Source organism: Glutamicibacter sp. B1, assembly GCF_039602135.1.
GTDB lineage: Bacteria > Actinomycetota > Actinomycetes > Actinomycetales > Micrococcaceae > Glutamicibacter > Glutamicibacter ectropisis.
The window spans coordinates 2,076,265-2,098,147 of the sequence record NZ_CP125942.1 but is presented as its reverse complement, the minus strand read 5'-3'; the positions used below and the strand labels follow the sequence as shown (position 1 = coordinate 2,098,147).

24 protein-coding genes, 7 tRNA genes and 1 riboswitch are annotated in these 21,883 nt (G+C 56.9%); of the genes, 17 read left to right on the top strand and 14 right to left on the bottom strand.

Annotated features, from left to right (window positions below):
* Nucleotides 1-23: 23 nt before the first annotated feature.
* A complete protein-coding gene (locus QMQ05_RS09770; protein ID WP_345469585.1) occupies nt 24-464 on the bottom strand; it encodes a SufE family protein in 441 nt (146 codons plus the stop codon).
* On the bottom strand, nt 461-1,375 hold the full coding sequence (locus tag QMQ05_RS09765; protein WP_345469584.1) for a sulfurtransferase: 915 nt from the start codon (nt 1,373-1,375) through the stop codon (nt 461-463). The genes QMQ05_RS09770 and QMQ05_RS09765 overlap by 4 nt, the downstream gene beginning before the upstream one ends.
* A 214-nt stretch (nt 1,376-1,589) precedes the next feature.
* Between QMQ05_RS09765 and zapE the strand changes: the two genes are divergently transcribed.
* Entirely contained in the window at nt 1,590-2,630 is a 1,041-nt protein-coding gene (zapE, locus tag QMQ05_RS09760; protein WP_345469582.1) for a cell division protein ZapE, read from the top strand.
* Between the two features lie 24 nt (nt 2,631-2,654).
* On the opposite strand, the gene QMQ05_RS09755 is transcribed toward zapE, so the two are convergent.
* The 9 genes from QMQ05_RS09755 to QMQ05_RS09715 form a co-directional block, all read right to left on the bottom strand.
* Complete coding sequence (locus tag QMQ05_RS09755; RefSeq protein ID WP_345469580.1) at nt 2,655-3,839, bottom strand: benzoate/H(+) symporter BenE family transporter; 1,185 nt, start codon at nt 3,837-3,839, stop codon at nt 2,655-2,657.
* Between the two features lie 134 nt (nt 3,840-3,973).
* Nucleotides 3,974-4,195 carry an antitoxin gene (locus QMQ05_RS09750; RefSeq protein WP_345469578.1) on the bottom strand — a complete coding sequence of 74 codons (222 nt, stop codon included), beginning with the start codon at nt 4,193-4,195 and terminating at the stop codon, nt 3,974-3,976.
* Nucleotides 4,196-4,360: 165 nt separating this feature from the next.
* A tRNA-Gly gene (locus tag QMQ05_RS09745) sits at nt 4,361-4,436 on the bottom strand.
* Nucleotides 4,437-4,454: 18 nt separating this feature from the next.
* Nucleotides 4,455-4,530, bottom strand: a tRNA-Gly gene (locus tag QMQ05_RS09740).
* A gap of 23 nt (nt 4,531-4,553) precedes the next feature.
* Nucleotides 4,554-4,625, bottom strand: a tRNA-Val gene (locus QMQ05_RS09735).
* A gap of 53 nt (nt 4,626-4,678) precedes the next feature.
* Nucleotides 4,679-4,751, bottom strand: a tRNA-Gly gene (locus QMQ05_RS09730).
* A gap of 48 nt (nt 4,752-4,799) precedes the next feature.
* Nucleotides 4,800-4,871, bottom strand: a tRNA-Val gene (locus tag QMQ05_RS09725).
* A 26-nt stretch (nt 4,872-4,897) separates the two neighbouring features.
* A tRNA-Cys gene (locus QMQ05_RS09720) sits at nt 4,898-4,968 on the bottom strand.
* 54 nt (nt 4,969-5,022) lie between these two features.
* Nucleotides 5,023-5,095, bottom strand: a tRNA-Gly gene (locus tag QMQ05_RS09715).
* Between the two features lie 192 nt (nt 5,096-5,287).
* On the opposite strand from QMQ05_RS09715, the gene QMQ05_RS09710 reads away from it, so the two are divergent.
* The 13 genes from QMQ05_RS09710 (at nt 5,288) to hisF (ending at nt 16,525) form a co-directional block, all read left to right on the top strand.
* Nucleotides 5,288-6,130, top strand: a complete 843-nt coding sequence (locus QMQ05_RS09710) for a PD-(D/E)XK nuclease family protein (RefSeq protein WP_345469577.1) — start codon at nt 5,288-5,290, stop codon at nt 6,128-6,130.
* A 93-nt stretch (nt 6,131-6,223) separates the two neighbouring features.
* Nucleotides 6,224-6,787 carry a peptide deformylase gene (gene def, locus QMQ05_RS09705; RefSeq protein WP_345469576.1) on the top strand — a complete coding sequence of 188 codons (564 nt, stop codon included), beginning with the start codon at nt 6,224-6,226 and terminating at the stop codon, nt 6,785-6,787.
* Nucleotides 6,788-6,790: 3 nt separating this feature from the next.
* The gene (gene fmt, locus QMQ05_RS09700; protein WP_345469575.1) at nt 6,791-7,723 is read left to right on the top strand and encodes a methionyl-tRNA formyltransferase; all 933 of its coding nucleotides are present in this window, start codon (nt 6,791-6,793) and stop codon (nt 7,721-7,723) included.
* Nucleotides 7,720-9,246: an RsmB/NOP family class I SAM-dependent RNA methyltransferase gene (locus QMQ05_RS09695; protein WP_345469573.1), complete on the top strand. Its 1,527-nt coding sequence runs from the start codon at nt 7,720-7,722 to the stop codon at nt 9,244-9,246. The genes fmt and QMQ05_RS09695 overlap by 4 nt, the downstream gene beginning before the upstream one ends.
* A 28-nt stretch (nt 9,247-9,274) precedes the next feature.
* Nucleotides 9,275-9,937: a ribulose-phosphate 3-epimerase gene (rpe, locus tag QMQ05_RS09690; protein WP_334122884.1), complete on the top strand. Its 663-nt coding sequence runs from the start codon at nt 9,275-9,277 to the stop codon at nt 9,935-9,937.
* Between the two features lie 42 nt (nt 9,938-9,979).
* Nucleotides 9,980-10,117, top strand: a riboswitch (FMN riboswitch).
* Between the two features lie 113 nt (nt 10,118-10,230).
* Nucleotides 10,231-10,944, top strand: a complete 714-nt coding sequence (pnuC, locus tag QMQ05_RS09685) for a nicotinamide riboside transporter PnuC (RefSeq protein ID WP_345474702.1) — start codon at nt 10,231-10,233, stop codon at nt 10,942-10,944.
* Between the two features lie 3 nt (nt 10,945-10,947).
* On the top strand, nt 10,948-11,985 hold the full coding sequence (gene ribD / locus QMQ05_RS09680; RefSeq protein WP_345469571.1) for a bifunctional diaminohydroxyphosphoribosylaminopyrimidine deaminase/5-amino-6-(5-phosphoribosylamino)uracil reductase RibD: 1,038 nt from the start codon (nt 10,948-10,950) through the stop codon (nt 11,983-11,985).
* Between the two features lie 33 nt (nt 11,986-12,018).
* Nucleotides 12,019-12,645 carry a riboflavin synthase gene (locus QMQ05_RS09675; RefSeq protein WP_345469569.1) on the top strand — a complete coding sequence of 209 codons (627 nt, stop codon included), beginning with the start codon at nt 12,019-12,021 and terminating at the stop codon, nt 12,643-12,645.
* The gene (gene ribB / locus QMQ05_RS09670) at nt 12,642-13,892 is read left to right on the top strand and encodes a 3,4-dihydroxy-2-butanone-4-phosphate synthase (protein WP_345469567.1); all 1,251 of its coding nucleotides are present in this window, start codon (nt 12,642-12,644) and stop codon (nt 13,890-13,892) included. Before QMQ05_RS09675 ends, ribB begins: the two co-directional genes overlap by 4 nt.
* A gap of 27 nt (nt 13,893-13,919) precedes the next feature.
* The gene (gene ribH, locus QMQ05_RS09665) at nt 13,920-14,411 is read left to right on the top strand and encodes a 6,7-dimethyl-8-ribityllumazine synthase (protein WP_345469565.1); all 492 of its coding nucleotides are present in this window, start codon (nt 13,920-13,922) and stop codon (nt 14,409-14,411) included.
* A 71-nt stretch (nt 14,412-14,482) separates the two neighbouring features.
* Nucleotides 14,483-14,746: a phosphoribosyl-ATP diphosphatase gene (locus QMQ05_RS09660; protein WP_058254586.1), complete on the top strand. Its 264-nt coding sequence runs from the start codon at nt 14,483-14,485 to the stop codon at nt 14,744-14,746.
* A gap of 138 nt (nt 14,747-14,884) precedes the next feature.
* On the top strand, nt 14,885-15,733 hold the full coding sequence (gene hisG / locus QMQ05_RS09655; protein WP_345469562.1) for an ATP phosphoribosyltransferase: 849 nt from the start codon (nt 14,885-14,887) through the stop codon (nt 15,731-15,733).
* A gap of 21 nt (nt 15,734-15,754) precedes the next feature.
* On the top strand, nt 15,755-16,525 hold the full coding sequence (hisF, locus tag QMQ05_RS09650; RefSeq protein WP_345469560.1) for an imidazole glycerol phosphate synthase subunit HisF: 771 nt from the start codon (nt 15,755-15,757) through the stop codon (nt 16,523-16,525).
* A gap of 53 nt (nt 16,526-16,578) precedes the next feature.
* On the opposite strand, the gene QMQ05_RS09645 is transcribed toward hisF, so the two are convergent.
* The 3 genes from QMQ05_RS09645 to QMQ05_RS09635 all read right to left on the bottom strand — a co-directional run bounded on the left by QMQ05_RS09645 (nt 16,579) and on the right by QMQ05_RS09635 (nt 19,091).
* On the bottom strand, nt 16,579-17,478 hold the full coding sequence (locus tag QMQ05_RS09645; RefSeq protein ID WP_345469558.1) for a hypothetical protein: 900 nt from the start codon (nt 17,476-17,478) through the stop codon (nt 16,579-16,581).
* Nucleotides 17,478-18,152 (bottom strand): DUF6318 family protein, encoded by a 675-nt coding sequence (locus QMQ05_RS09640; RefSeq protein WP_345469556.1) that lies wholly within the window; start codon nt 18,150-18,152, stop codon nt 17,478-17,480. Before QMQ05_RS09640 ends, QMQ05_RS09645 begins: the two co-directional genes overlap by 1 nt.
* 225 nt (nt 18,153-18,377) lie before the next feature.
* Entirely contained in the window at nt 18,378-19,091 is a 714-nt protein-coding gene (locus tag QMQ05_RS09635) for a TIGR03085 family metal-binding protein (protein WP_345469554.1), read from the bottom strand.
* 62 nt (nt 19,092-19,153) lie between these two features.
* On the opposite strand from QMQ05_RS09635, the gene hisI reads away from it, so the two are divergent.
* The 3 genes from hisI (at nt 19,154) to QMQ05_RS09620 (ending at nt 21,826) form a co-directional block, all read left to right on the top strand.
* Nucleotides 19,154-19,555, top strand: a complete 402-nt coding sequence (gene hisI, locus QMQ05_RS09630; RefSeq protein ID WP_345469552.1) for a phosphoribosyl-AMP cyclohydrolase — start codon at nt 19,154-19,156, stop codon at nt 19,553-19,555.
* Nucleotides 19,556-19,655: 100 nt separating this feature from the next.
* Nucleotides 19,656-21,239 carry an anthranilate synthase component I gene (locus tag QMQ05_RS09625; protein ID WP_345469550.1) on the top strand — a complete coding sequence of 528 codons (1,584 nt, stop codon included), beginning with the start codon at nt 19,656-19,658 and terminating at the stop codon, nt 21,237-21,239.
* Nucleotides 21,236-21,826 (top strand): Trp biosynthesis-associated membrane protein, encoded by a 591-nt coding sequence (locus QMQ05_RS09620; RefSeq protein WP_345469548.1) that lies wholly within the window; start codon nt 21,236-21,238, stop codon nt 21,824-21,826. The genes QMQ05_RS09625 and QMQ05_RS09620 overlap by 4 nt, the downstream gene beginning before the upstream one ends.
* Nucleotides 21,827-21,883 lie beyond the last annotated feature (57 nt).

Sequence of the window (21,883 nt, the reverse complement as noted above, 5' to 3'; positions counted from 1 at the left end):
TTACTTCTTCCCTTACCTCTTCGCTAAGCAGCCAGTTGCTCGGCCACTTGGCGCTTGATCCGCCCAAGCATGGCCGTCATTCCGCGCATACGAAGCGGCGACAGTGCCCGAGTAAGCCCTAGTTGCTGTGGCATATCGTCAGGCACATCCAATACGGACTGCGCATCAATGCCGTCCAGACCGGCAGCCAAGACCGAAGCAAACCCACGAGTGGTGGGAGCCTCAGGAGGAGCAGAGAAGAACAGGCTCACCGTCCGATCAGCATCCTGCGCCACTTCCACCACCAAGAACAACGGCGACTGGCATTCCACGACCTGCTCAAAAAGTTCCGGGTGATCCGCTAAACGATCTGGCAACTGTGGAAGTTCACGCGAATATTCGAGCAAAAGCTCCAGCCGATCCGCCTCGGGAACTTCGGTGAACTCTTCGACGATCTCTTTTAGCTCATCAGGCAAACGACTCATGCGCGAACTCCACGCTGTGCAGGCACTTCACCGGCAGCCTCGCCACGGACGATCGGCACACCAACCGTATTGCCCCATTCGGTCCAGGAACCATCGTAATTGCGGACATTTTCGAAGCCCAAAAGGTGCTTGAGCACAAACCAGGTGTGGCTGGAGCGTTCACCGATACGGCAATAGGCTACAACGTCATCGCCGGGCTTCAACCCCGCACCGTCGAGGTAAATGGCTTCCAATTCTTCACGCGAACGGAAGGTTCCATCTTCTGCCGCGGCCTTGGCCCATGGCACCGAGGCGGCACTGGGAATGTGCCCTCCGCGCAACGCGCCCTCTTCTGGGTAGTTAGGCATGTGGGTACGCTCACCGCTGTACTCTTCCGGCGATCGAACGTCGATCAAGGGGTTACCCAAATGTGCCAAAACCTCGGGCAGGAAGGCACGAATTTCAGAATCGGCACGCTCAATGACCGGGTAGTCGCTGCTGCGCACTTCAGGCTTGTCGGTGCTCAGCTCCCGACCTTCGGCGATCCACTTATCGCGGCCACCATCCATCAGTCGCACGTCAGGATGTCCAAAGAGGGTAAAGACCCACAGCGCGTAAGCAGCCCACCAGTTGGACTTGTCACCGTAGATCACCACGGTGGTATCTCGCGAAATTCCCTTCGCTGCCATCAACGCGGCAAAACCCTCGCCGTCCACGTAGTCACGGGTGAGTTCATCGTTCAACTCGGTATGCCAGTCGATCTTCAGCGCGCCCGGCACATGCCCGGTGGAATACAACAAAATGTCTTCATCGGACTCCAGAACCACGAGGTTTTCTTCGCCCAAATTCTCGGCAACCCACCCGGTGGAGACAAGTCGTTCAGGATGGGCGTAGGAAGCGTACTTCTCGTTGGACTCAACAGGCAATGGCATTGATGATCACGATCCTTGCATTTCTTGGTACTAGGCCACACTTCAATCAGCTGGCACGGAGCATTACTTCTACCCTAATCCCGAACCGCAGAATTGACGGTGTGGGATACGACATTTTAGGCAATCAGCACCCTGTTTCAAGGTAAACTGACCGGTGGGCTTGCCATGGCAACCCGGAAAATCTGAGTAAACAACTGAAGGACTCCCACAGCCAATGGCGACAATCACCCACCTGAGCGAGACCAAGCCGAATGTTTCAATCGAAGAATTGTTGGCCGGTTTCCACCCGTCCTATCGCTTTGGTGAAGTGTCTTTCAATACCTACCGGCCCGACCCGAGCCAGCCTTCGCAGACCGAGGCCGTCAACAAACTCAAAGCCTTCGCCGAAACGGTAGGGAAAAAAGACTCCGGTTCATTCCTGACCAAACTCTTTGGTAAGAAAAAGGAAACCAAGAACGGCATCTATCTTGATGGCGGATTCGGCGTGGGCAAGACCCACCTGCTGGCCTCACTGTGGCATGCCGCACCGGGCCGCAAAGCTTTTGGCACCTTCGTGGAATACACCAACTTGGTTGGTGCGCTGTCCTTCCGGCAGACCGTCGACGTGCTCAGCCAGTACTCACTTGTCTGCATCGACGAATTCGAGCTGGATGACCCGGGGGATACCGTCCTGATGTCACGTCTGATGCGTGAGCTCTCCGACGCTGGTGTGAAACTCGCCGCGACCTCCAACACCCTGCCAGGTGCATTGGGTGAAGGCCGATTCGCCGCAGTGGACTTCCAGCGAGAAATCAAGACCTTGTCTGAGCAGTTCGATGTGCACCGCGTGGAAGGCGAAGACTTCCGTCACCGTGGTCTTCCCGATGCCCCAGTGCCGCTCGAAGATCAGCAGATCGAAGGCTTCGCCGAAGAGCGCTACCCGAACAAGACCCTCGCGGTGGATCACTTCGATCAGCTCGTTGCACACCTTTCTCAGGTACACCCTTCACGGTACCGCCAGCTACTATCCGAAACCGATGCACTGGTTCTGCATAACGTTGATACCATCACCGATCAGGCCATCGCCTTGCGTTTCGTGGTTCTTGCCGACCGTTTGTACGACAAGGACGTGCCGATCATCGCTTCGGGCAAGCCATTTAGTGAACTGTTCACCCCGGAGATGATGTCTGGTGGCTACCAGAAGAAGTACTACCGTGCCGTCTCGCGTTTGACTGCCTTGGCCCGCGAAGGCCAGATCGGCGAACCAGCGATCTAGAACAGATCCACACCGTTCATTACTTCATCGTCGGGCACTGCGCTCGGCGATGAAGTGCGTTAACAGCCCTGCTACCAGTGCCCAAAACGCGCCGCCAATGCCGAAGAGCGTGAGATTACCGGCGGCGACCAAGACCGTGACCAGCGCGCTCAATCGCCAGGTGGCATCACCCATGGCTCCCAAAAGTGAGCTTGCCAGGGTGGCCAGGAGCGCCAGTCCGGCCGCTGCTTGAAATAAGCCTTCTGGAGAGGTGTTGGCCACCGAAACGATCAACGCGCTGAACGCACCGAAGATCAAATAGAAAATTCCGGAACTCACCCCGGCCCGCCACCGCAGTTTTGGATCCGCGCTGGCTTCTTCACCAGCGGCCAATGCGGCAGTGATGGCCGCGAGATTGATCGCATGGCCTCCAAAGAGTGCCCCCACTCCAGAACCGATACCGGTCATGACCATGGCAGGGCGCCACGGAAGCTGAAAACCAAAAGAACTTAGCACGGCCACACCGGGAATGTTTTGTGAGGCCATGGTCACGATAAACAACGGAATGCTAATGCTGACGATCGCTTGAAACGAAAACTCGGGAGCCACGAATTCGAGTTGTGGAAGAACATGTAGCTGATTCCACGCCTGGTTCGCCCCGATGTGCCACAGCCCAAAACCGACGGCCGTGAGCATGCTCAACGCCACCGCAAATTTCGGCAGTACTCTCAGCCCGATCAAAAACACCAACAGAATCCCCAGCGCCGGGAATGTAATTGTCCCAAGCGACGTAAAAGGCTTGATGCACAGCGGTACCAAGACACCGGCCAACATGCCCTGCGCGATGGGCACGGGAATCTTCGTCAGTAATTTATGAAGTCCAGGTAGCAGCCCGGTCAGGATAATCAGCACGCCACTGACAATAAACGCGCCAATGGCCTGTGCGAAGGTGAACGACCCCGGAGCCAAGGAAGCGAGCATTGCTGCACCCGGTGTTGACCAAGCGACGCTGATGGGCATGCGGTGACGCCAGGATAGGACCATCGTGCAGACGCCGACGCAAACGGTCAGTGCTAGCAGTCCAGAAGCGGCTTGGGTCGGTGTCGCTCCAACCTGAAACAGTCCGGCGAGTACTACAGCGAAGGAAGCAATAAAGCCAACCATTGTGGTGATGAATCCAGCCATCACGGCTTGGCTTAAGCTGTTGTCGGTTGAGGGGCGATGAACCATAAGTCTTTTTTACAGGCTCGCTCCGGCTAGGGCGTAATCCGTTCTCAATATGAAGTTAAACTCAAAAAGGTACCGACCGCAGTCGATACCTTTTCGGGATGCTCGGGCAAGCCGAGGGGAGTTATGCGAGGGGATTAGCCCTCGTTGTTCTCGCCTTCGCCACCCTGCTCGTTTCCGCCAAGTCCCTTGACGAAGTCGTTAGCGCCCTGCTGGACACCGTCGACCTGCTCAGCGAACTTGCCACCGGTCTTGTCGTCGATGAAATCGCCGACCTGATCGATGCCTTGGGAAACCTGCTCTGGGTTCTCTTTTGCGAATTCCTCTGCCTTGCCACGCAGATCATCAAATCCTGCCATGCTGCACCTCCATTCGTATGTGGGAACCCCTTTAGCTCCACAACTGTTTTCCACCCTAGGGCGAAAAGTGTGATGAGGGAAGAGCGGTGGAAAACTCGGGCGTGTCGGCATGTCGCTGGTTAAACAAAAGTGGGAACCACTTGGAGTGATTCCCACTTTTTCATTTGGAGCGGTCAACGAGGTTCGAACTCGCGACCTCAACCTTGGCAAGGTTGCGCTCTACCAGCTGAGCTATGACCGCAAAACTTATATTCAATTATGGAGCGGTCAACGAGGTTCGAACTCGCGACCTCAACCTTGGCAAGGTTGCGCTCTACCAGCTGAGCTATGACCGCATGAATATCACTAGGATATTCAGTGCGCGATACTGGGATCGAACCAGTGACCTCTTCCGTGTCAGGGAAGCGCGCTACCGCTGCGCCAATCGCGCCGAAGATTCAATGAAGAATCTCGACAGAATTCAAATAGAATCTGAATTCAACGAGCGGTCAACGAGGTTCGAACTCGCGACCTCAACCTTGGCAAGGTTGCGCTCTACCAGCTGAGCTATGACCGCATAATATTTACTTATTATAGATTCATGGTCTGGTGAACCATAAGTCTGTGCGCGATACTGGGATCGAACAAGTGACCTCTTCCGTGTCAGGGAAGCGCGCTACCGCTGCGCCAATCGCGCTAAAAAGATTAGCAATCTTCATTGCGAGGTGGGGACGGGATTCGAACCCGCGTAAACGGCTTTGCAGGCCGCTGCCTCGCCTCTCGGCCACCCCACCATACTGGCCGAAGCCAGAGTAACTAGTTTTACCTAGTCGGTGAATCTTTTTGCGAGCGGACAACGAGGTTCGAACTCGCGACCTCAACCTTGGCAAGGTTGCGCTCTACCAGCTGAGCTATGTCCGCAAAATTTGTTGTTTTCTGAACGTTTCCGTTCTTTCCAACGAGTAAAAACTCTATACGAGATTTCGCATCCGTCCAAATCGAAACGCTGAGATCTGGTTCACAACGCTCAAAAACCGCGAAACTACGCGGAAAATTCAGATTTCCGTCACGACTAGGAGCGAAGTGGGGGAGGCGCATGTCATGATCGTGTGCATGACGTCTCCAAAATTAGCCACTCAGACCGATTCGGGTCGCATGTACAGTCGCAAGGTCGGTGCTGAGGCGATTGTCCCATCCATCACCACCGTGATCGGCATGGACAATATGGATTTGTCGGGATGGGCAGGATATATGGCAGCCAAGTCATTATCTGAAGATCAGCGACTTAGCCAAGCTCTGACAGATACACGTCAGCTACGTTCATTAGTCAGGGATGCTGCCAGTGCTGCTGAAATCTATCGGGACCAAGCCGCCGCACGCGGAGACAGGGTGCATAACTACGCGGAGGCCCGTGCGCTACAAGCACTGGGACAACCCCACGATGTGACCGGCGCCAGAAACGAGCTTGAAGTCAATAATGAGCTGGCCTACGCGCAGCACTTTGAATCGTGGTGGGACGAATACCGGGTCGAGCCGCTAGCTGCCGAAGTCACGGTATGGAACGACACTGTGGGTTATGCCGGAACAATTGACCTGGTAGCAAAAATCGGGGGACGCGTATGCATTGTGGACTACAAGACTAAAACTTCCGATCGTCACGGGATCGTCAAGCGCCCCGACGACAAGGTGATCATGCAATTGGCTGCAGCATGTAAGGCCGAAGAGCAGATTGTGGATGCCGAGGCAGGACTCTGGAAGCCGTGGGAATTTGGAACGGACACAATGCTCCTAGCTGTCGCATTAGGTGACACAGGAACCAGGACATTTATGGCACCGCCACCGGCATTACCGGACTATTGGGCCAAGTTTTATGCGTTGCGTCGGAATTGGGAAGCTTCGCACCGGATCTCACAAGCCCGAGCCACACTGGCCGAAATCACGCCACCAGCCCCATAATCTCAATCGTTAAACGCGTAGACTAGAACGGTTAGCCCTAGCGCGGCACAACCTCAAATCAACTGTCAACGACAAAGAAGGTACCAGCGGATTATGGCGATTTTGGGAATTCGGATCATTGGAGATCCCGTTCTACGCACCCCAGCGCAGGAGGTGACCGACTTTGGCCCGGAGCTCCAGAAGCTCGTCGAAGATATGGATCAGACCATGGAAGATGTCCATGGCGCCGGCCTAGCAGCTCCCCAAGTTGGGGTGTCCCTGCGAGTTTTCACCTATCAAATAGGTGATGAACGCGGCCATATCGTCAATCCCGTTCTCGAACTGAGCGAGGACTATCAAGAAGACCAAGTAGAAGGCTGCCTTTCCATTCCCGGTGTGGCCGCTCCAGTGCCACGACGTCGCTACGTCAAGGCCACCGGCTTCGATAAATTCGGCAACCCGGTGGAGCTAGAAGGCGCAGACATGCTCGCCCGATGCTTCCAGCACGAAACCGACCACCTAGACGGGATCCTCTTCCTTGACAGGCTGGCACCGGAGGAAAAGAAAGCAGCCTGGCGCACCCTGCGTTCGACCAACTATTCACAAACCGCAAATGCGACAGTTCAAAAGCGTTCGGGCGCATTAGGCTCCAGCTTCGGTGCCGGATTGGGGAACTAACAAGTGCGAATTCTTTTTGCTGGAACACCTCAGGTGGCCGTGACCTCGCTGGATTACCTAGTTGAGGCTGGATTCGACATCGCAGCGGTACTGACACGGCCGGATGCACCACTGGGTCGCAAGCGAGTACTCACTCCTTCACCTGTGGCCGCACGCGCCGAAGAACTGGGCTTGCCCATTATTAAGGCCGCAAAAATCACCGAGGAAACCACCGCCGAGCTGAAAGCTCTAGACCTCGAAGCCGCCGCGATCGTCGCCTACGGTGGACTGGTTCCGGAAGCAGCTTTGAAGGTGCCGACCCACGGTTGGATCAACCTACACTTCTCCCTGCTGCCTCAGTGGCGTGGCGCCGCCCCGGTGCAACATTCGATCATCAATGGTGATGACATCACCGGCGCTGTGACCTTCCAGCTGGAAACCGGGCTTGATACCGGACCGGTCTTTGGTCAGGTTACCGAGCGAATCGACGAGTTGGATACGGCAGGGATCATGCTGGAGCGCTTAAGCCATTCTGGTTCCACCCTCTTGGTTCAGACCCTGCAGGCGCTCGATGCCTCACAAGCAGTTGCGGTGCCACAGCAGGGTTCACATACCTATGCTCCTAAAATTACCGATGTCGATGCGGAACTAGACTTCACGCGACCCGCAACCGAAATTAGGCGTCGCGCCCACGGGACCACGCCCTTCCCCGGCGCATGGATCAAGGTCGAGAATCAACGGTTCAAATTCGGCCCACTGCGTGAGCATCGTACGATCACCGATCTGGCCCCGGGTGAAGTGCGCATTGAACCGGGCAAACAGCCCAAGGTGTTCATCGGCACCGCAACCTGGGCTCTTGAACCCACCGAAATCCAGCCTCCGGGCAAAAAGATGATGATGGCCTCCGACTGGGCACGTGGCGTGCTCTCACAAGGAACGAAAGTGAGTTTCGCATGAGCACGCAGGAACCACGCGGCGGATACCGCGAGAACGAACCACGACGCAATGCGCAAGGACGCACCCGCAACCGCGGTCAAGCAGGGCCCCGCAAATACTCGCAAGCAGCCCCCGGGCAGCGTAAACGCCAGGCCGATCCGGCCCGACTGGTAGCCTTCAAGGTCCTGCGCGAAGTCTCCGGCTCGGATGCCTACGCCAACTTGGTCCTACCAAAATTGATTCGTGAGTACCAGCTGGATCGTCGCGATGCCGGATTTGCGACCGAACTGGCTTACGGGGCCCTACGCGGTCAAGGCTTCTACGACGCGATCTTGAGTACCCTGGTCGACCGACCGCTCACTGAACTTGACCCAGCCATTTTGGATGCCTTGCGCCTAGGCGCACACCAGCTACTGGCCATGCGCGTACCAAAACACGCGGCTCTTGATGAGACGGTGTCCCTGGCCCGAGCCCAGATTGGTGCCGGGCCCTCGGGACTGATCAACGCGGTTCTACGTCGTGTCTCCGCACAAGAAGTCGAAGCCTGGACCAAGCAGCTCAGTGATGCCGCCAGTTCAGAGTCCGAACGCCTATCGATCAAGCACTCGCATCCGGACTGGATTGTCCGCGCGCTCCGCGGAGCGTTGATCGCCCACGGCCGTGACGCAGCTGAAATTGAGGCCCTACTTCAGGCCGATAACCTGGCACCACTGGTCAATCTGGTGGCCCTGCCCGGACTCGGCGAGCTGAGTGGCGCACTGGAACTCGGCGCAGAACCTGGCACCCTTGTACCCGATTCCGCCACCTACAAGCACGGCGATGTCGCTCGCGTTCCTGGTGTTAAAGAAGGCACCGTGCGAGTGCAGGATGCTGGTAGTCAGGTGATGGCTCGGACCCTGGCCAATGTGCAGTTACCCGAATCCGGCGAAGACCGCTACTGGCTGGACCTCTGCGCTGGCCCCGGTGGCAAAGCAGCCCTACTTGGTGCCATCGCCGTTGAACGTGATGCCCGCTTGACTGCCAACGAGCCCACCGCTCACCGCGCCCGCCTGGTCGCCAACTCCCTGGACGCCGTCCCACACGACTACTGGATGGTAACCGAAGAAGACGGCCGCACCTTCGGCGGGGAAGACTACGCGGGGGACTACGACCGCATCATGGTTGATGCCCCGTGCTCGGGATTGGGTGCATTACGTCGCCGACCAGAGTCCCGTTGGCGCAAGGCACCACGAGACATTCCAGAGCTGACCGCGCTTCAAGGCGAACTCCTGGACGCTGCCTTTAACGCGGTACGCGTGGGCGGTGTCATCGGATTTGTCACCTGCTCACCACACCAGGCTGAAACCCGACTTGTGGTTGAGGACTTCCTCAAACGCCACGAGGACGCGGTTCTGCTGGACACCGCCGCAGCGGTCTCCGACGTGGTTTACGCCGACGCGCCGGCCGCAGGTCATGCATTAGCCGAAGGCAGCACCGTGCAACTATGGCCACACATCCACGGTACCGACGCCATGTTCATGGCCATCTTGAGTAAAAAAGCCTAGCCAAGTACGAGCTTTCCAAGGAGCAACTATGCGCAACGCACGGATCAATCCCTCGATCCTCTCCGCCGACTTCGCCAATCTGGCCAGTGAGTTGGACCGGATTCATACCGCCGACGCCGTGCATGTGGACGTCATGGACAACCATTTTGTTCCGAACCTGACGCTCGGTCTGCCAGTGGTCGACGCCCTGCAAAAAGTCAGCAAGCTACCCATCGACGTGCACCTGATGATTGAAGACGCCGACCGCTGGGCGCCCGAATACGCACAGCTCGGCGTGGACTCGGTCACCTTCCATGCCGAAGCGGCCAGCGCACCTATCCGTTTGGCCCGTGAACTGCGTTCGGCTGGGACCAAGGCTGCCATGGCCTTGCGCCCGGCAACCCCGATCGAGCCCTACATTGACATGCTCGACGAACTGGATATGGTCCTGTTGATGACCGTGGAACCAGGCTTCGGCGGTCAGAAGTTCCTGGACCTGGTTCTGCCCAAGATTCGACGTGCTCGGGCAGCGATCGAAGGAAGCGGCAAGCCCATTGCCCTTCAGGTTGACGGTGGCATTTCGCGCGACACGATTGCGCGTGCAGCGGAAGCCGGGGCCGACGTATTTGTGGCCGGATCCGCGGTGTATTCGGCCCCAGAACCATCTGTGGAAGTTGATGTGTTACGCAATCTTGCTTTGGGTGGTCATTAATACCGCTCCAAGTGTGTCAGAATAATTTGTAGTAAACACGAATACGTGCTCCGGGGTCGGTGAAAGTCCGAACCGGCGGTGATAGTCCGCGACCCGCAACTAAGGCCACAAGCCAAGGTTGCGGTTGAGCCGGTGAAATTCCGGTACCGACAGTTAAAGTCTGGATGGGAGAAGCACGAATTTGATTTGCCTTTTGGTACCGCCGGTAGCCCGCGATAGGGCTACCTTCTAAAGCGGAGCCACAGGCCCATCAAATGCACCCCCGGAGCCGCCGCTTCGAGAAGGGTGGAATGATGGATTTCCTGCGGTGGCTCATTGAAGCTTTTAACTCACAAATTGCGATCGGCTCCTCAGCACTACTGGTGCGTGAAGTTGTCGGCAACATCTTCGGTCTGGCCAGTGCCGTTGGCGGAATGCGCCGCAAAGTCTGGGCCTGGCCGGTAGGCATCATCGGCAACCTGCTGTTGCTCACGGTCTTCCTCGGTAGCCTCTTTGATACCGGATACACGGCCAACCTCTGGGGCCAAGCCGGCCGCCAAATCATGTTCATTTCCGTCTCTGTTTTCGGTTGGTACCGCTGGAAACAAGCGAAAAATGGCACCGGGCACGCGGTCACCCCACAGTGGGCCTCAAACAAGACTAGGATTGCGCTGATCGCGGTTCTCGCCCTCGGCACCGTGGCCCTGACCCCGCTGTTCCGGATTCTGGGGTCCTACGAACCGGTCTGGGCCGACGCATGGACCTTCGTCGGTTCACTGCTGGCCACCTACGGAATGGCCAAGGGATGGGTCGAATTCTGGCTGATCTGGGTCGCAGTAGACGCGGTCGGAGTGCCCCTGCTCTTCTCAGCTGGCTACTACGCCAGTGCATTCATGTACCTGTTCTACGGGGCCTTCACACTCATCGGGTTCTTCGTTTGGGCCAAATCAAAGCGCGAAGAAAAACCACGGATCGAAACCGAAATGCCGGATCCAAGAATTTCGCAGCAGCGATCTGGAGGTGCGTAAAGAATGGTGACACTCAGAGACCTAGAAGCCGCCCTAGCCACAGCACTAGAAACTGCTGGACGAGGTCATCGCGGGGCCAACCCGCTGGTGGGTGCCTGCATTTTGGATCAGGACGGCAACTTGATCGCCACCGGATACCATCTTGGCGCCGGACACCCGCATGCCGAGGTTGATGCCTTGCGCCGACTGGGCACCCTAAGTTCGGCAACTGCCCGCACCCTGACCATGGTCGTGACCCTCGAACCGTGCAACCACACCGGTCGCACCGGCCCATGTGCCAAGGCCATCGCTGATGCCGGCATCGGCACGGTGTACTACGCGGTCAGCGACAACACCGCAGCCAGCGGGGGAGCCGAGTACCTGCGTAGCAGGGGAATCACGACCCACCGGCTTGATGACGATGCCGCGGCGCGAACTTTGAACCATCGCTGGTTCCTATCCAAAAAGCAGCAACGCCCGTTCATCACCGTGAAGTTGGCGCAGTCCTTGGACGCACGCATTAACGCGCCCGATGGCACCAGCCAGTGGATCACTTCCGAACAGTCACGCAATCACGCCCATGGCTTACGGTCCCGCGTGGATGGCATCCTGGTCGGCACCACCACGGCGCTTGTTGATAATCCGCGGCTCAGCGCCCGCACAAAGGACGGCCAGCTTCACAGCAAGCAGCCGTACCGCCTCGTGATGGGCCACCGTGAACTTCCCAGCACACTGGACCTCATTCGAGGCGATGACTGGGAACAAATCAAGACCCACGACGTGCATGAAGTGATCCAACGCGCCAACGAGCTGGGGCTGGCACACCTATTAATCGAAGGTGGTGCCACGGTAGCGTCAGCTTTTATCGAAGCCGATCTAGCCGATGAGCTCTACTGCTACCAGGCACCATTGCTCATCGGGGCAGGTAGCTCGTCGGTGAACCTGCCCACCACCACCTTGAGTCAAGCTCATCGCTACCGGTTAGACACCGCCAGCAATGAATCTCTGGCCCGGCTCGGTGAAGACATCATGCTGCATCTTGAACCACTGCCGCGCGCCTAACGCGAACCCACAAATTTTTACCGAGGAGAAACCATGTTTACCGGAATCGTTACCGGCCAAGGGATCATCGAAGACATCAGCACCGATCCCGAACAGGACCTAGCGGTCCTTACCCTGCGCGCACCGGGTCACACCGAAAACCTAGGATTGGGAGGTTCTCTGGCCGTCAACGGTGTCTGCCTGACCGCCACCGAACTGCACGGCGATACGCTCAAGGTTGATGTCATGGGCGAAACCCTGCGACGCACCACCACCGGATCCCTAGTGACCGGTCAGCGCGTGAACCTTGAACGCTGCACCCAGGCCGGCGCACGTCTTGACGGCCACGTCGTCCAAGGTCACGTCGATACCGTCGGCGTTGTACTAGAGCGCATCGACAATGGCCAGTGGACCACCTTCCGTATTTCCATCGACGATCAGTACGCACCATTGACCGCTGAAAAGGGCTCCATCGCCTTGGACGGTATTTCGCTGACCATCACCGCGGTCTCCCCAGCGAACAATGCCGGTTCGCACTGGGTAGAAGTGGGCATCATCCCGATCACGCTGGCCGAGACCACCATGGGCACCCGTCAGATCGGCGACAAGCTCAATATCGAGGTCGACGTGTTGGCCAAGTACGTTGCCCGGTTGAACGAATTTGGCGGTGCCCGATCATGAGTAACTCAACACTTGATCCGATCCCAGTCGCGCTCGCTGCCCTAGCGGCTGGACGCGCAGTGGTGGTCGTTGACGATGAAGATCGTGAGAACGAAGGCGACATCATCTTCGCCGCACAGCATGCCACCAGCGCGCTGATGGCCTTCACCATCCGCTACACCTCTGGGGTGATCTGCGTTCCACTTGAGGCTGAACGGGCCGATGCTCTGGGTTTGGGCCCGATGGTGGGTATCAATCAGGATGCCAAGGGTACCGCCTTCACAATCACCTGCGATGCTGCTGAAGGAATCACCACTGGAATTTCAGCGGCCGATCGTGCGCTGACCAGCCGCTTATTGGCCGACCCCGCCACCAATCCCGCACAGCTTTCGCGCCCTGGGCACATCTTCCCGCTGCGTGCTGCTTCCGGCGGCGTGCTTGAACGCCGTGGTCACACCGAAGCTGCGGTGGATTTGTGCCGAGCTGCCGGGCTGGAACCAGTGGGCGTCATCGGCGAAATCACCAAGGATGATGGCGAGATGATGCGCCTTGACGATCTGCGAGTCTTCGCCGCCGAGCACGAGCTACCACTGATCTCGATCGATGATTTGGCACGTTGGCGCCGGGTCAACGACGAGATCGAACTGACCGATCCGATCACCCTGCCCACGGCTTTTGGCGACTTCACCGCCCGTGCAGCCACGGCCGAGGGACACGAGCATATGGTCTTGAGCCACCAGCCTCCCGAGGGCCACGCTCCAAGCAACCTCGTGCGGATCCACTCCGAATGCCTCACCGGAGACATTTTTGGCTCCTATCGTTGTGATTGCGGGGAACAGCTGCATGCCTCCATGGCGCAGATCGCGGCCGAAGGCGGGCACATTATCTACATTCGCGGACATGAAGGCCGTGGCATTGGTCTGGCCAATAAGTTGCGCGCCTACGCGTTACAGGAAAACGGGATGGACACCTTGGATGCCAATTTGCACCTCGGTTTTCCGGCCGACGCACGAGAATATTTTGCGGTGGCCGCGATCCTGAAGGCCATGGGACTGGACACCATCCGGCTCTTGAGCAATAACCCGGACAAACAACAGCAACTAAGCGATGCCGGGATCAAGGTCGAGGAATTGGTGGGGCTGCGCATCGCCCCGCGCGAAGAAAACTCAGCCTACCTGCACACCAAACAAGCGCGCTTCGGTCACCACTTGAACCTTCAGGACAGTGAGCTTTCCGAAAACGCAGCCGACGCCTATCACGGCGCCTAAAACGAGAACCTCAAGAGGAGCACAATTATGAGCAAGCACGGAGCACCAACAGACGTCACCGATCAGCTGAAAGCATTGGCCGGTACCGCGAAGTTCGCCGATCTGAAGGTCGCCATCGTCGCGGCAAGCTGGCACGAGGTCATCATGAATGGCCTGATTGATGGCGCGCAACGTGCCGCTAAGGATGCCGGGCTTCAAGCGAACACCACACTGATTCGTGTACCTGGAACTTTTGAGCTTCCGGTCGCGGCGGCCACGCTGGCCAGTGACTACGACGCGATTATCGCCCTAGGCGTGGTCATTCGCGGGGGTACCCCGCACTTTGACTATGTCTGCCTGGCTGCGACCAATGGCTTAACCAATGTGAGTGTCGACACCAAAACCCCGGTCGGGTTTGGTGTGCTTACCTGCGATAATGAACAGCAGGGCTTGGACCGTGCAGGCTTGGAAAACTCCAGCGAAGACAAGGGGTATGAGGCCTACTCGGCAGCTGTCATGACGCTAGCCGCGCTGGCCTGAGCCGAGGGTTGCCCGTCATAAAGGGCCACCTGAATGCAGATACGTTCAAGAAAAACGCTAGGATTGGTTCCGTGAAAACTTTTGACGAGCTCTTCAGCGAACTATCGCTCAAGGCACAGCAACGCCCGGAAGGCTCTCGTACCGTCACCGAACTCGACTCTGGTGTCCATGGCATCGGTAAAAAGGTTGTCGAGGAAGCCGCCGAAGTTTGGATGGCTGCGGAGTACGAATCCGACGAGGCCGCAGCAGAGGAAATCTCCCAGCTACTCTACCACCTTCAGGTTCTCATGATCGCCAAGGGCATGACCTTGGCCGACGTTTACAAGCATCTATAGCCGTCGCGCCGCTGCGCCCGGATCACCTACGATCCGGGTGCAGCGCACGCACGGCAGAAACAACGGCCAACGAAATTAATCCTTGGCGCTTGTTTATGGCTAAACGCCGCAGCGCCACACTGACGAAATGAGTCAACAATGCTCCGCGTAGCCCTACCCAACAAGGGTGCCCTCTCAGAAATCGCTTCCACCATGTTTAAGGAAGCCGGTTACCTCCAGCGTCGCGATTCACGCGAACTGGTTCTTGTCGATGAAGAAAACCAGGTGGAATTCTTCTACCTGCGCCCTCGCGATATCGCCGTGTACGTCGGCCGAGGCATTCTCGACGTGGGAATCACCGGTCGCGACCTCTACCTCGATGCCGACGTGGATGACGACGTTGAAGAGCAGCTGTCCCTAGGCATCGGCAAGTCCACGTTCCGCTTCGCTGCTCCCATTGGTGCGTTCAACGACGCACAGCAGCTTAACGGCAAGCGCATCGCCACCAGCTACGATGTCTTGCTGCGCCACTACCTCGAAAAGTCCGGTATTGAAGCTTCGATCGTCCGTCTTGATGGAGCCATCGAATCTTCGGTTCGTCTTGGTGTGGCAGATGCCATCGCCGACGTGGTCGAAACCGGTAACACCATCAAGGCCGCCGGCATGGAAATCTTCGGCGATCCACTGCTGAAGTCCGAGGCCGTGCTGATCGGCCGAGTCAATCACAAACCAGCCGGCCTTGACGTGCTGATCCGCCGTCTCAACGGTGTGTTGGTTGCCCGCCAATACGTCATGCTTGACTACGACGTTCGTCGTGAACAGGCTGAGCAGGCTTGTGCTTTGACCCCAGGACTAGAGTCGCCGACCGTCTCCGATCTGGCTAACTCCGAGTGGGTTGCCGTCCGTGCGATGGTGAAGAAGTCACAGACCAATAACATCATGGATGAACTTTACGACGTGGGCGCCCGAGCCATTCTGGTCAGCCAGATTCACGCCTGCCGTATCTAGTAGACAAGGAAACTACCTTCGATGAGCGTTGCTATTCGCGTTATTCCTTGTCTTGATGTTGATGCGGGACGAGTCGTCAAGGGCGTCAATTTTGAGGGTCTTCGTGACGCTGGCGATCCGGTCGAACTGGCTCGCCGCTACAACGAAGCCGGCGCCGATGAATTGACCTTCCTCGATGTCACCGCTTCCAGCTCAGACCGCGAAACTACCTATGAGGTTGTTCGCCAAACTGCAGAAGAAGTTTTCATTCCGCTCACCGTTGGTGGTGGCGTGCGAGCTGTCGAGGACGTTGATCGCCTTCTACGAAACGGTGCCGACAAAGCCTCGATCAATACTGCTGCGGTAACCCGTCCGGAAGTCATCAACGAAATCACCGAGCGCTTCGGCTCTCAGGTCCTCGTGCTCTCGGTTGATGCCCGCCGCACGTCGGATCCGTCGATCGCCTCCGGCTACGAAGTCACTACCCACGGTGGTCGTACCGGCACTGGCATGTGTGCCGTTGCTTGGGCTAAGGATGCTGCCGATCGTGGCGTAGGGGAGATCCTCCTGAACTCGATCGATGCCGATGGCACCAAGGATGGATTCGATCTGGAAATGATCCGAGCCGTTCGTGCCGCAGTATCGGTACCCCTGATCGCTTCTGGTGGCGCTGGAAAGCCAGAGGATTTCCCACCTGCGATCGAAGCTGGCGCAGACGCCGTCCTTGCGGCTTCTATCTTCCACTTTGGTCCGAAAGACATGATTGCTCAAGTGAAGCAAGCAATCCGCGATGCTGGTTATCCAGTTCGCTAGTTTTAGAACAGTAATGGCTCGACACTTCGGTGTCGAGCCATTATTCTATGGTTTCAATCATTGGCGATGAGTTCCTTCTTAGTTCGCCACACGTCAATGGGCAGGGTGTTGCTAGGCACCGCAGCTTGACCCGGAATGGCTTGCCAAGGTCCACCTTCCACACTGAATTCGCCTCGGTACAAGGTCGTCACACTGACACCGAATTTTCCGGTTTCTGAGTATGAGTGGCTTGTTGCTGTTTCATCGTGCAATGTGTGCGACGGCATTGCTTCTCCAGGAAAGCTCAGGTTTCTAGTGGCCCCATCGCCATAGTTCCAGTTCCATTGGATTGGAATCGCTTTGATGCGGACGTTGGAACCAGACAAGTTGGAATTAAACTCTTGCGTGTTCTCGCTGGCCCAGAAATGTGTATGGCCATTACGCAGAGAGAACTTATTTGGGGCGCTCTGAATCACGGATCCCTTGATCGGGTAGGTTCGGAACTTCTCGATGGTGATGATAATTGGATCTGGTTCAACTCTGATTTCTTCTGGAACCTGAATCCTTGGAGGTTCACCGGGGCAGTACCTGAATTGCAAAATCACATGACCGTTTCTATCTAGGATTTGTCGATCAATCGGATACGTTCCGTCAGTGCATTTTTCTTGATCAGGGTTGCTATTGCAAGCATTAATGTTCTCGCGTCCTGGAATGCAAACGTCATAGTCCCGGATTCTAAAGTTCTCATTTTTTCGTTTAATTTTCTTTGGCGCATGAGTATCTCGTTTTTCTGGAAGATTTGAGAGGAGTATTTCTTTTTCTTCCTTATCCGTCTCCTCAACGTCTTTTTCAGTGAAGCGAATGGCCGCAGATTCTCCAGTATCAAATGTGAGTTCAGTTGCCACACCATTTGCCGGAATCACGAGTAGTAAGAGCGATAGAGAAGGCGCGAGCAGTTGGGCTGGAACGCTCATCAGTTGGCTCCGATGATCTTGTAGACACGCCAACCTTTGTCGTATTCGAGATCGAATGCAAGGCGATTCGACTCTATCTCTTTGAGCTCCTCTTGAACCGTACCTGGCGACGAGTATATTTTTGCAGGATCGGCTGTGTATTCTACTGTGACGATTGCAATATTTTTCCCCGAAATATAAGAATCGAGTATTGTTGGGTGGTGCTTACCGCCGACCTGCCATTCTCCACTCTTTTGAGCTTCTTCGGCCTCGTCGATAATTGACTTGTTGCAAAGGCTGCACTCTTTGAATGAAAGATCCTTAATTTCTTCGGCGTCATTTGATTCGATAGTGTAATTCAAGAGTTCAAAGTAGTATTCAACAAAACTGGATGCGCCCTTTTCGGAAAATTCTTGCGCATCTTTTGGCATGGCCGGTAAAACAACATTTTTTGCGGGACCCTCAGAAGTGGCTTGAATGTACGAAGGAGTCGTGTTGGGCGCTGTTTTTGAATCATTTCCGAACGACGTCTCAGAACTCGCCGAACCGGAAACCTCAACTCCTTCGAGAGGTCCGTTAACCGTAGTATTGTCGCATCCGCTGAGTAGCAGAGCCGTTCCAATAGCCGCGACTAATAACCTACTCTTATTCATTTCACTTTCGCCCCGCACCTTTGGTGAACTTTGGTGAGTCACATACTATGCTCAAGTTCCGTTGAAGAGTAGAGGCTGTCAAAATTTGTGGAGAAACCTGATGAAGTCAGGCGCAACTGAATGTTTATCGTGCATTCGGTGGACTTCTCAAAAGAGAGTTGTGAATAGGTGTGGTCAGCTTCTTGAGCAGGTAGGGAAGTGGCGCGTCCCTGTGGGGCCACTAAGGATACACCCGCGATGAACGCCCGCAGTGGAGACGGGGCGGACCTAGAACCCGGGCTTGTAGCCCTTGACGATCTCTAGAGCGGTTTCGCCACCTTCGAAAAGCACAAGGCTTTGATCGATACGCCCGAAGCCATAGAGCATCAACTCGGTGACGGGCCCGGTGATCGAGACAGCATTAGGTGCCTTCTTGGCCACATGGCGCTGACCGTCGGGACGCGTCAGAATGATGCCAACCGGCGCCTTACGGAAGAGCAAGCGCGACATACGAGTCAGCGACTGCCAAAGAAGCTCGGTGTATTCCTTATCGAGAACACGCGGGGCCCACTGTGCCCGAGCGCGTCGCACGTCTTCGGTGTGGATGAAGTACTCGGCAAGATTGGCGACCTGGTCGACCTTGTCAATAACAAAGGGCGAGTACTTCGCTGGACCCGAACGGAAAGCACGGATCAGGGAAGCATAACGTTCAGGTGATTGGGCTTCGGCAGCGAGCTCATTGACCTTCGCGTCAAGTTTCTTGGACAGCGGTTTGAAAACCACTCCCGCTGCGAGCAGAGATCGTTCGCGAACAACAAGGTGCGCGGCAAGATGACGGGTTTGCCACCCGTCGCAAAGAGTGTCAGCGGTAGGACCTGCGGCAAGCAAGGTCTCGGCCAACGCGAGTCTGGAAGCCTGAACTAAGTGCATCACTTCTGAAAGTAGCACGGTGTACGCGCCGAACAGTGCAATGTGTGGGCAGTGTCGCTGAACAACTGCCACGCTTTGACTGCGACTACGTCACAGGGCAATGAAATAGCGGTAAAACCAGTATGCTAAAGGGGATGTCTACTTCTAACGACGGCTCGAATTTGAGCTCTGAAACACCAAGCCTGGATCCAGCAATTGCCGATCGTCTCAAGCGCGATGGCAATGGGCTGGTCGCGGCTATCGCACAGCAATACGACACGGGCAAGGTCCTGATGCTCGGCTGGATGGATGACGAGGCGCTACGCCGCACTTTGAGCACCGGACGCGTGACCTTCTACTCGCGCTCCCGGCAGGAATATTGGCGTAAGGGCGATACCTCCGGCCATTTCCAGTTCGTGAAGTCCGTCGCCTTAGATTGTGATGGCGATGCGTTGCTGGTGCAGGTGGATCAGGTGGGCGCTGCATGCCATACCGGAACCGAATCCTGCTTTACCGATCGAGCACTTCCTGCCGTGCTCGGCAATCGCTCCGAATAGTACTTTCCAAATTTCTGCCCGCTCACGAGCAGCGAGCGGAATTTGATGCCTCCTGGACGGCAACCACCGAACAGGATTAACACGTAGAAGAAGAACACTGATGAAAACTCTGGGCAAGATTTCCCCGTCGCGTGAACACTTCCGCGCCATGGCCACCGATCGTCGCGTGATTCCGGTGACGGTCACGGTCCTGGCTGACTCCTTGACTCCGATCGGACTGTATCGAACATTGGCCCAGGGCCGGCCAGGCACCTTTCTTATGGAGTCTGCGGCCCCGGGTGGCGTGTGGAGCCGCTATTCCTTTATTGGTGTGAATTCACCGGCGACCTTGAGCACCCGTGGGGGAGAAGCCTACTGGCAGGGGCACGCCCCCGAAGGCCTACCCACCGGAGGCGTCGGCGTTGAGGTGCTAAGAGACACGGTCCGTGCCCTGAAAACCGAACCAGTGCCGGGCATGCCTCCACTGACCGGTGGCATGGTCGGATTCGTCGGCTGGGAATGCGTGCGGCACTGGGAGAAACTGCCTAATCCTCCGGCTGACGATCTGAACTTGCCAGAGCTCAGCATGAACTTGGTGGCCGATATGGCCGCGCATGACTCGGCAGAAGGCACGGTTACGCTGATCGCCAACGCCATTAATTTCAACGGCAGTGACGACAATGTGGACGAGGCCTACGACGACGCCGTAGAGCGCTTGCAAGCGATGCTCGACCAACTAGCTCAGCCGGTAGAAGCCACTGCCTCGGTACTGACCGGAACGGATGTGCCACGCGAGCAGCTGATGGATCAGGTCACTCACTCCTGGGCGGAGAATCAGTACCTTGAGGCCCTGGCCAAGTCCAAGACCGCGATCGTCGACGGTGAAGTCTTCCAGATCGTGGTATCACGACGCTTCGAACTGGAAACCCAGGCCGACGCCCTGGACGTTTATCGCGTGCTGCGTGCGACCAACCCGAGCCCCTACATGTACCTGTTCAACTTCGAAAACGAAGACGGCGAAACCTTTGAGATCGTCGGCTCCTCGCCCGAAGCATTGGTAACGGTCAACGATTCGCATGTGGTGACTCACCCGATCGCCGGATCACGTCCCCGCGGCGCCAACTATGAGGATGATCAGCTCTTCGAAAAGTCGCTGGTGTACGACGAGAAGGAACGAGCCGAGCACCTGATGCTGGTCGACCTTTCACGCAATGACCTCTCGCGAGTATGCCAGGCTGGCACCGTGGAAGTCACCCAGTTCATGGAGGTGGAGCGCTTCAGCCACATCATGCACCTGGTCTCCAACGTGGTGGGTAAAACCCGTGATGATGTTGACGCCTACGATGTGCTCGCCGCGACGTTCCCGGCCGGAACGCTTTCCGGTGCACCGAAGCCGCGCGCCCTGCAATTGTTGGATGAATATGAGCCGTACCGCCGTGGCATCTACGGTGGGGTCGTGGGCTACCTCGACTTTGCTGGCGACATGGACATGGCCATTGCCATCCGCTCCGCCCTGCTCAAGGGTGGGCGTGCTTATGTTCAGGCCGGCGGCGGCATCGTGAACGACTCGAAGTTTGCCGATGAGGCCCTGGAAACAGTGAACAAGGCGGCTGCACCCCTGCGTGCTGTGTGGGCCGCACAATCCATGCACGACGCACACACCATCAACGCCGAACAAAACGCCGAACAAGGTGAACAGAAGTGAAAAAATTAACCAGTGCCCGCTACCTTGCCATGCTTGGTGTGCTCGGGGCCCTGCTGGGATTTTGGTCCGCAACCAGAACCTGGATCACCGTGGATGTTCCCGCCAGTTCCGTGCAGATCCCGCAGATTGTGATTGATGGTGCAACCGCGGCAGCCTCCGTGACGGCCGTGTGTGTTGTGGTGCTGGCCGGATCGCTGGCCCTGCTGATCGCCGGCAAAATCTCGCGCTATATTATCGCTGCGCTGAGCCTGCTGGCCGGTGGGGCTGCCATTGCGGCTGGCGCCAATGCCCTGGGCGACCCGCAGGCCGTCGCCGCCACCGCCGTGGCTGAAGCGACCGGACTGACCCAAAATGTTGGGGAATACACGCTGACCGCTTGGCCGGTCTTGGCCATTGTGGCTGGTGCGCTGATGGCCCTGCAGGCACTACTGATTTTTGTATTCGCTCGTAGGTGGCCAACAAAGGCCAGCAAGTACGACCGCCAGGTCGCGAAAAACGCGCAGGTGAACAAGGACGATTCATCGCGTAGCATCGCCAATTGGGAGCAGCTTTCAGCCGGCGAGGATCCAACTACCGAAGCGAAATAGTCGCACCGCACCGGTGATTCACAGCACCGACGCGAAACGAAAGCCCGGCCAAATAGG

Bases quoted from the DNA above. Each gene is read 5' to 3' on its own strand.
- QMQ05_RS09770 (WP_345469585.1), bottom strand. From the start codon at position 464: ATGAGTCGTTTGCCTGATGAGCTAAAAGAGATCGTCGAAGAGTTCACC.
- QMQ05_RS09765 (WP_345469584.1), bottom strand. From the start codon at position 1,375: ATGCCATTGCCTGTTGAGTCCAACGAGAAGTACGCTTCCTACGCCCAT.
- zapE (WP_345469582.1), top strand. From the start codon at position 1,590: ATGGCGACAATCACCCACCTGAGCGAGACCAAGCCGAATGTTTCAATC.
- QMQ05_RS09755 (WP_345469580.1), bottom strand. From the start codon at position 3,839: ATGGTTCATCGCCCCTCAACCGACAACAGCTTAAGCCAAGCCGTGATG.
- QMQ05_RS09750 (WP_345469578.1), bottom strand. From the start codon at position 4,195: ATGGCAGGATTTGATGATCTGCGTGGCAAGGCAGAGGAATTCGCAAAA.
- QMQ05_RS09710 (WP_345469577.1), top strand. From the start codon at position 5,288: ATGACGTCTCCAAAATTAGCCACTCAGACCGATTCGGGTCGCATGTAC.
- def (WP_345469576.1), top strand. From the start codon at position 6,224: ATGGCGATTTTGGGAATTCGGATCATTGGAGATCCCGTTCTACGCACC.
- QMQ05_RS09695 (WP_345469573.1), top strand. From the start codon at position 7,720: ATGAGCACGCAGGAACCACGCGGCGGATACCGCGAGAACGAACCACGA.
- rpe (WP_334122884.1), top strand. From the start codon at position 9,275: ATGCGCAACGCACGGATCAATCCCTCGATCCTCTCCGCCGACTTCGCC.
- pnuC (WP_345474702.1), top strand. From the start codon at position 10,231: ATGGATTTCCTGCGGTGGCTCATTGAAGCTTTTAACTCACAAATTGCG.
- ribD (WP_345469571.1), top strand. From the start codon at position 10,948: ATGGTGACACTCAGAGACCTAGAAGCCGCCCTAGCCACAGCACTAGAA.
- QMQ05_RS09675 (WP_345469569.1), top strand. From the start codon at position 12,019: ATGTTTACCGGAATCGTTACCGGCCAAGGGATCATCGAAGACATCAGC.
- ribB (WP_345469567.1), top strand. From the start codon at position 12,642: ATGAGTAACTCAACACTTGATCCGATCCCAGTCGCGCTCGCTGCCCTA.
- ribH (WP_345469565.1), top strand. From the start codon at position 13,920: ATGAGCAAGCACGGAGCACCAACAGACGTCACCGATCAGCTGAAAGCA.
- hisG (WP_345469562.1), top strand. From the start codon at position 14,885: ATGCTCCGCGTAGCCCTACCCAACAAGGGTGCCCTCTCAGAAATCGCT.
- hisF (WP_345469560.1), top strand. From the start codon at position 15,755: ATGAGCGTTGCTATTCGCGTTATTCCTTGTCTTGATGTTGATGCGGGA.
- QMQ05_RS09645 (WP_345469558.1), bottom strand. From the start codon at position 17,478: ATGAGCGTTCCAGCCCAACTGCTCGCGCCTTCTCTATCGCTCTTACTA.
- hisI (WP_345469552.1), top strand. From the start codon at position 19,154: ATGTCTACTTCTAACGACGGCTCGAATTTGAGCTCTGAAACACCAAGC.
- QMQ05_RS09625 (WP_345469550.1), top strand. From the start codon at position 19,656: ATGAAAACTCTGGGCAAGATTTCCCCGTCGCGTGAACACTTCCGCGCC.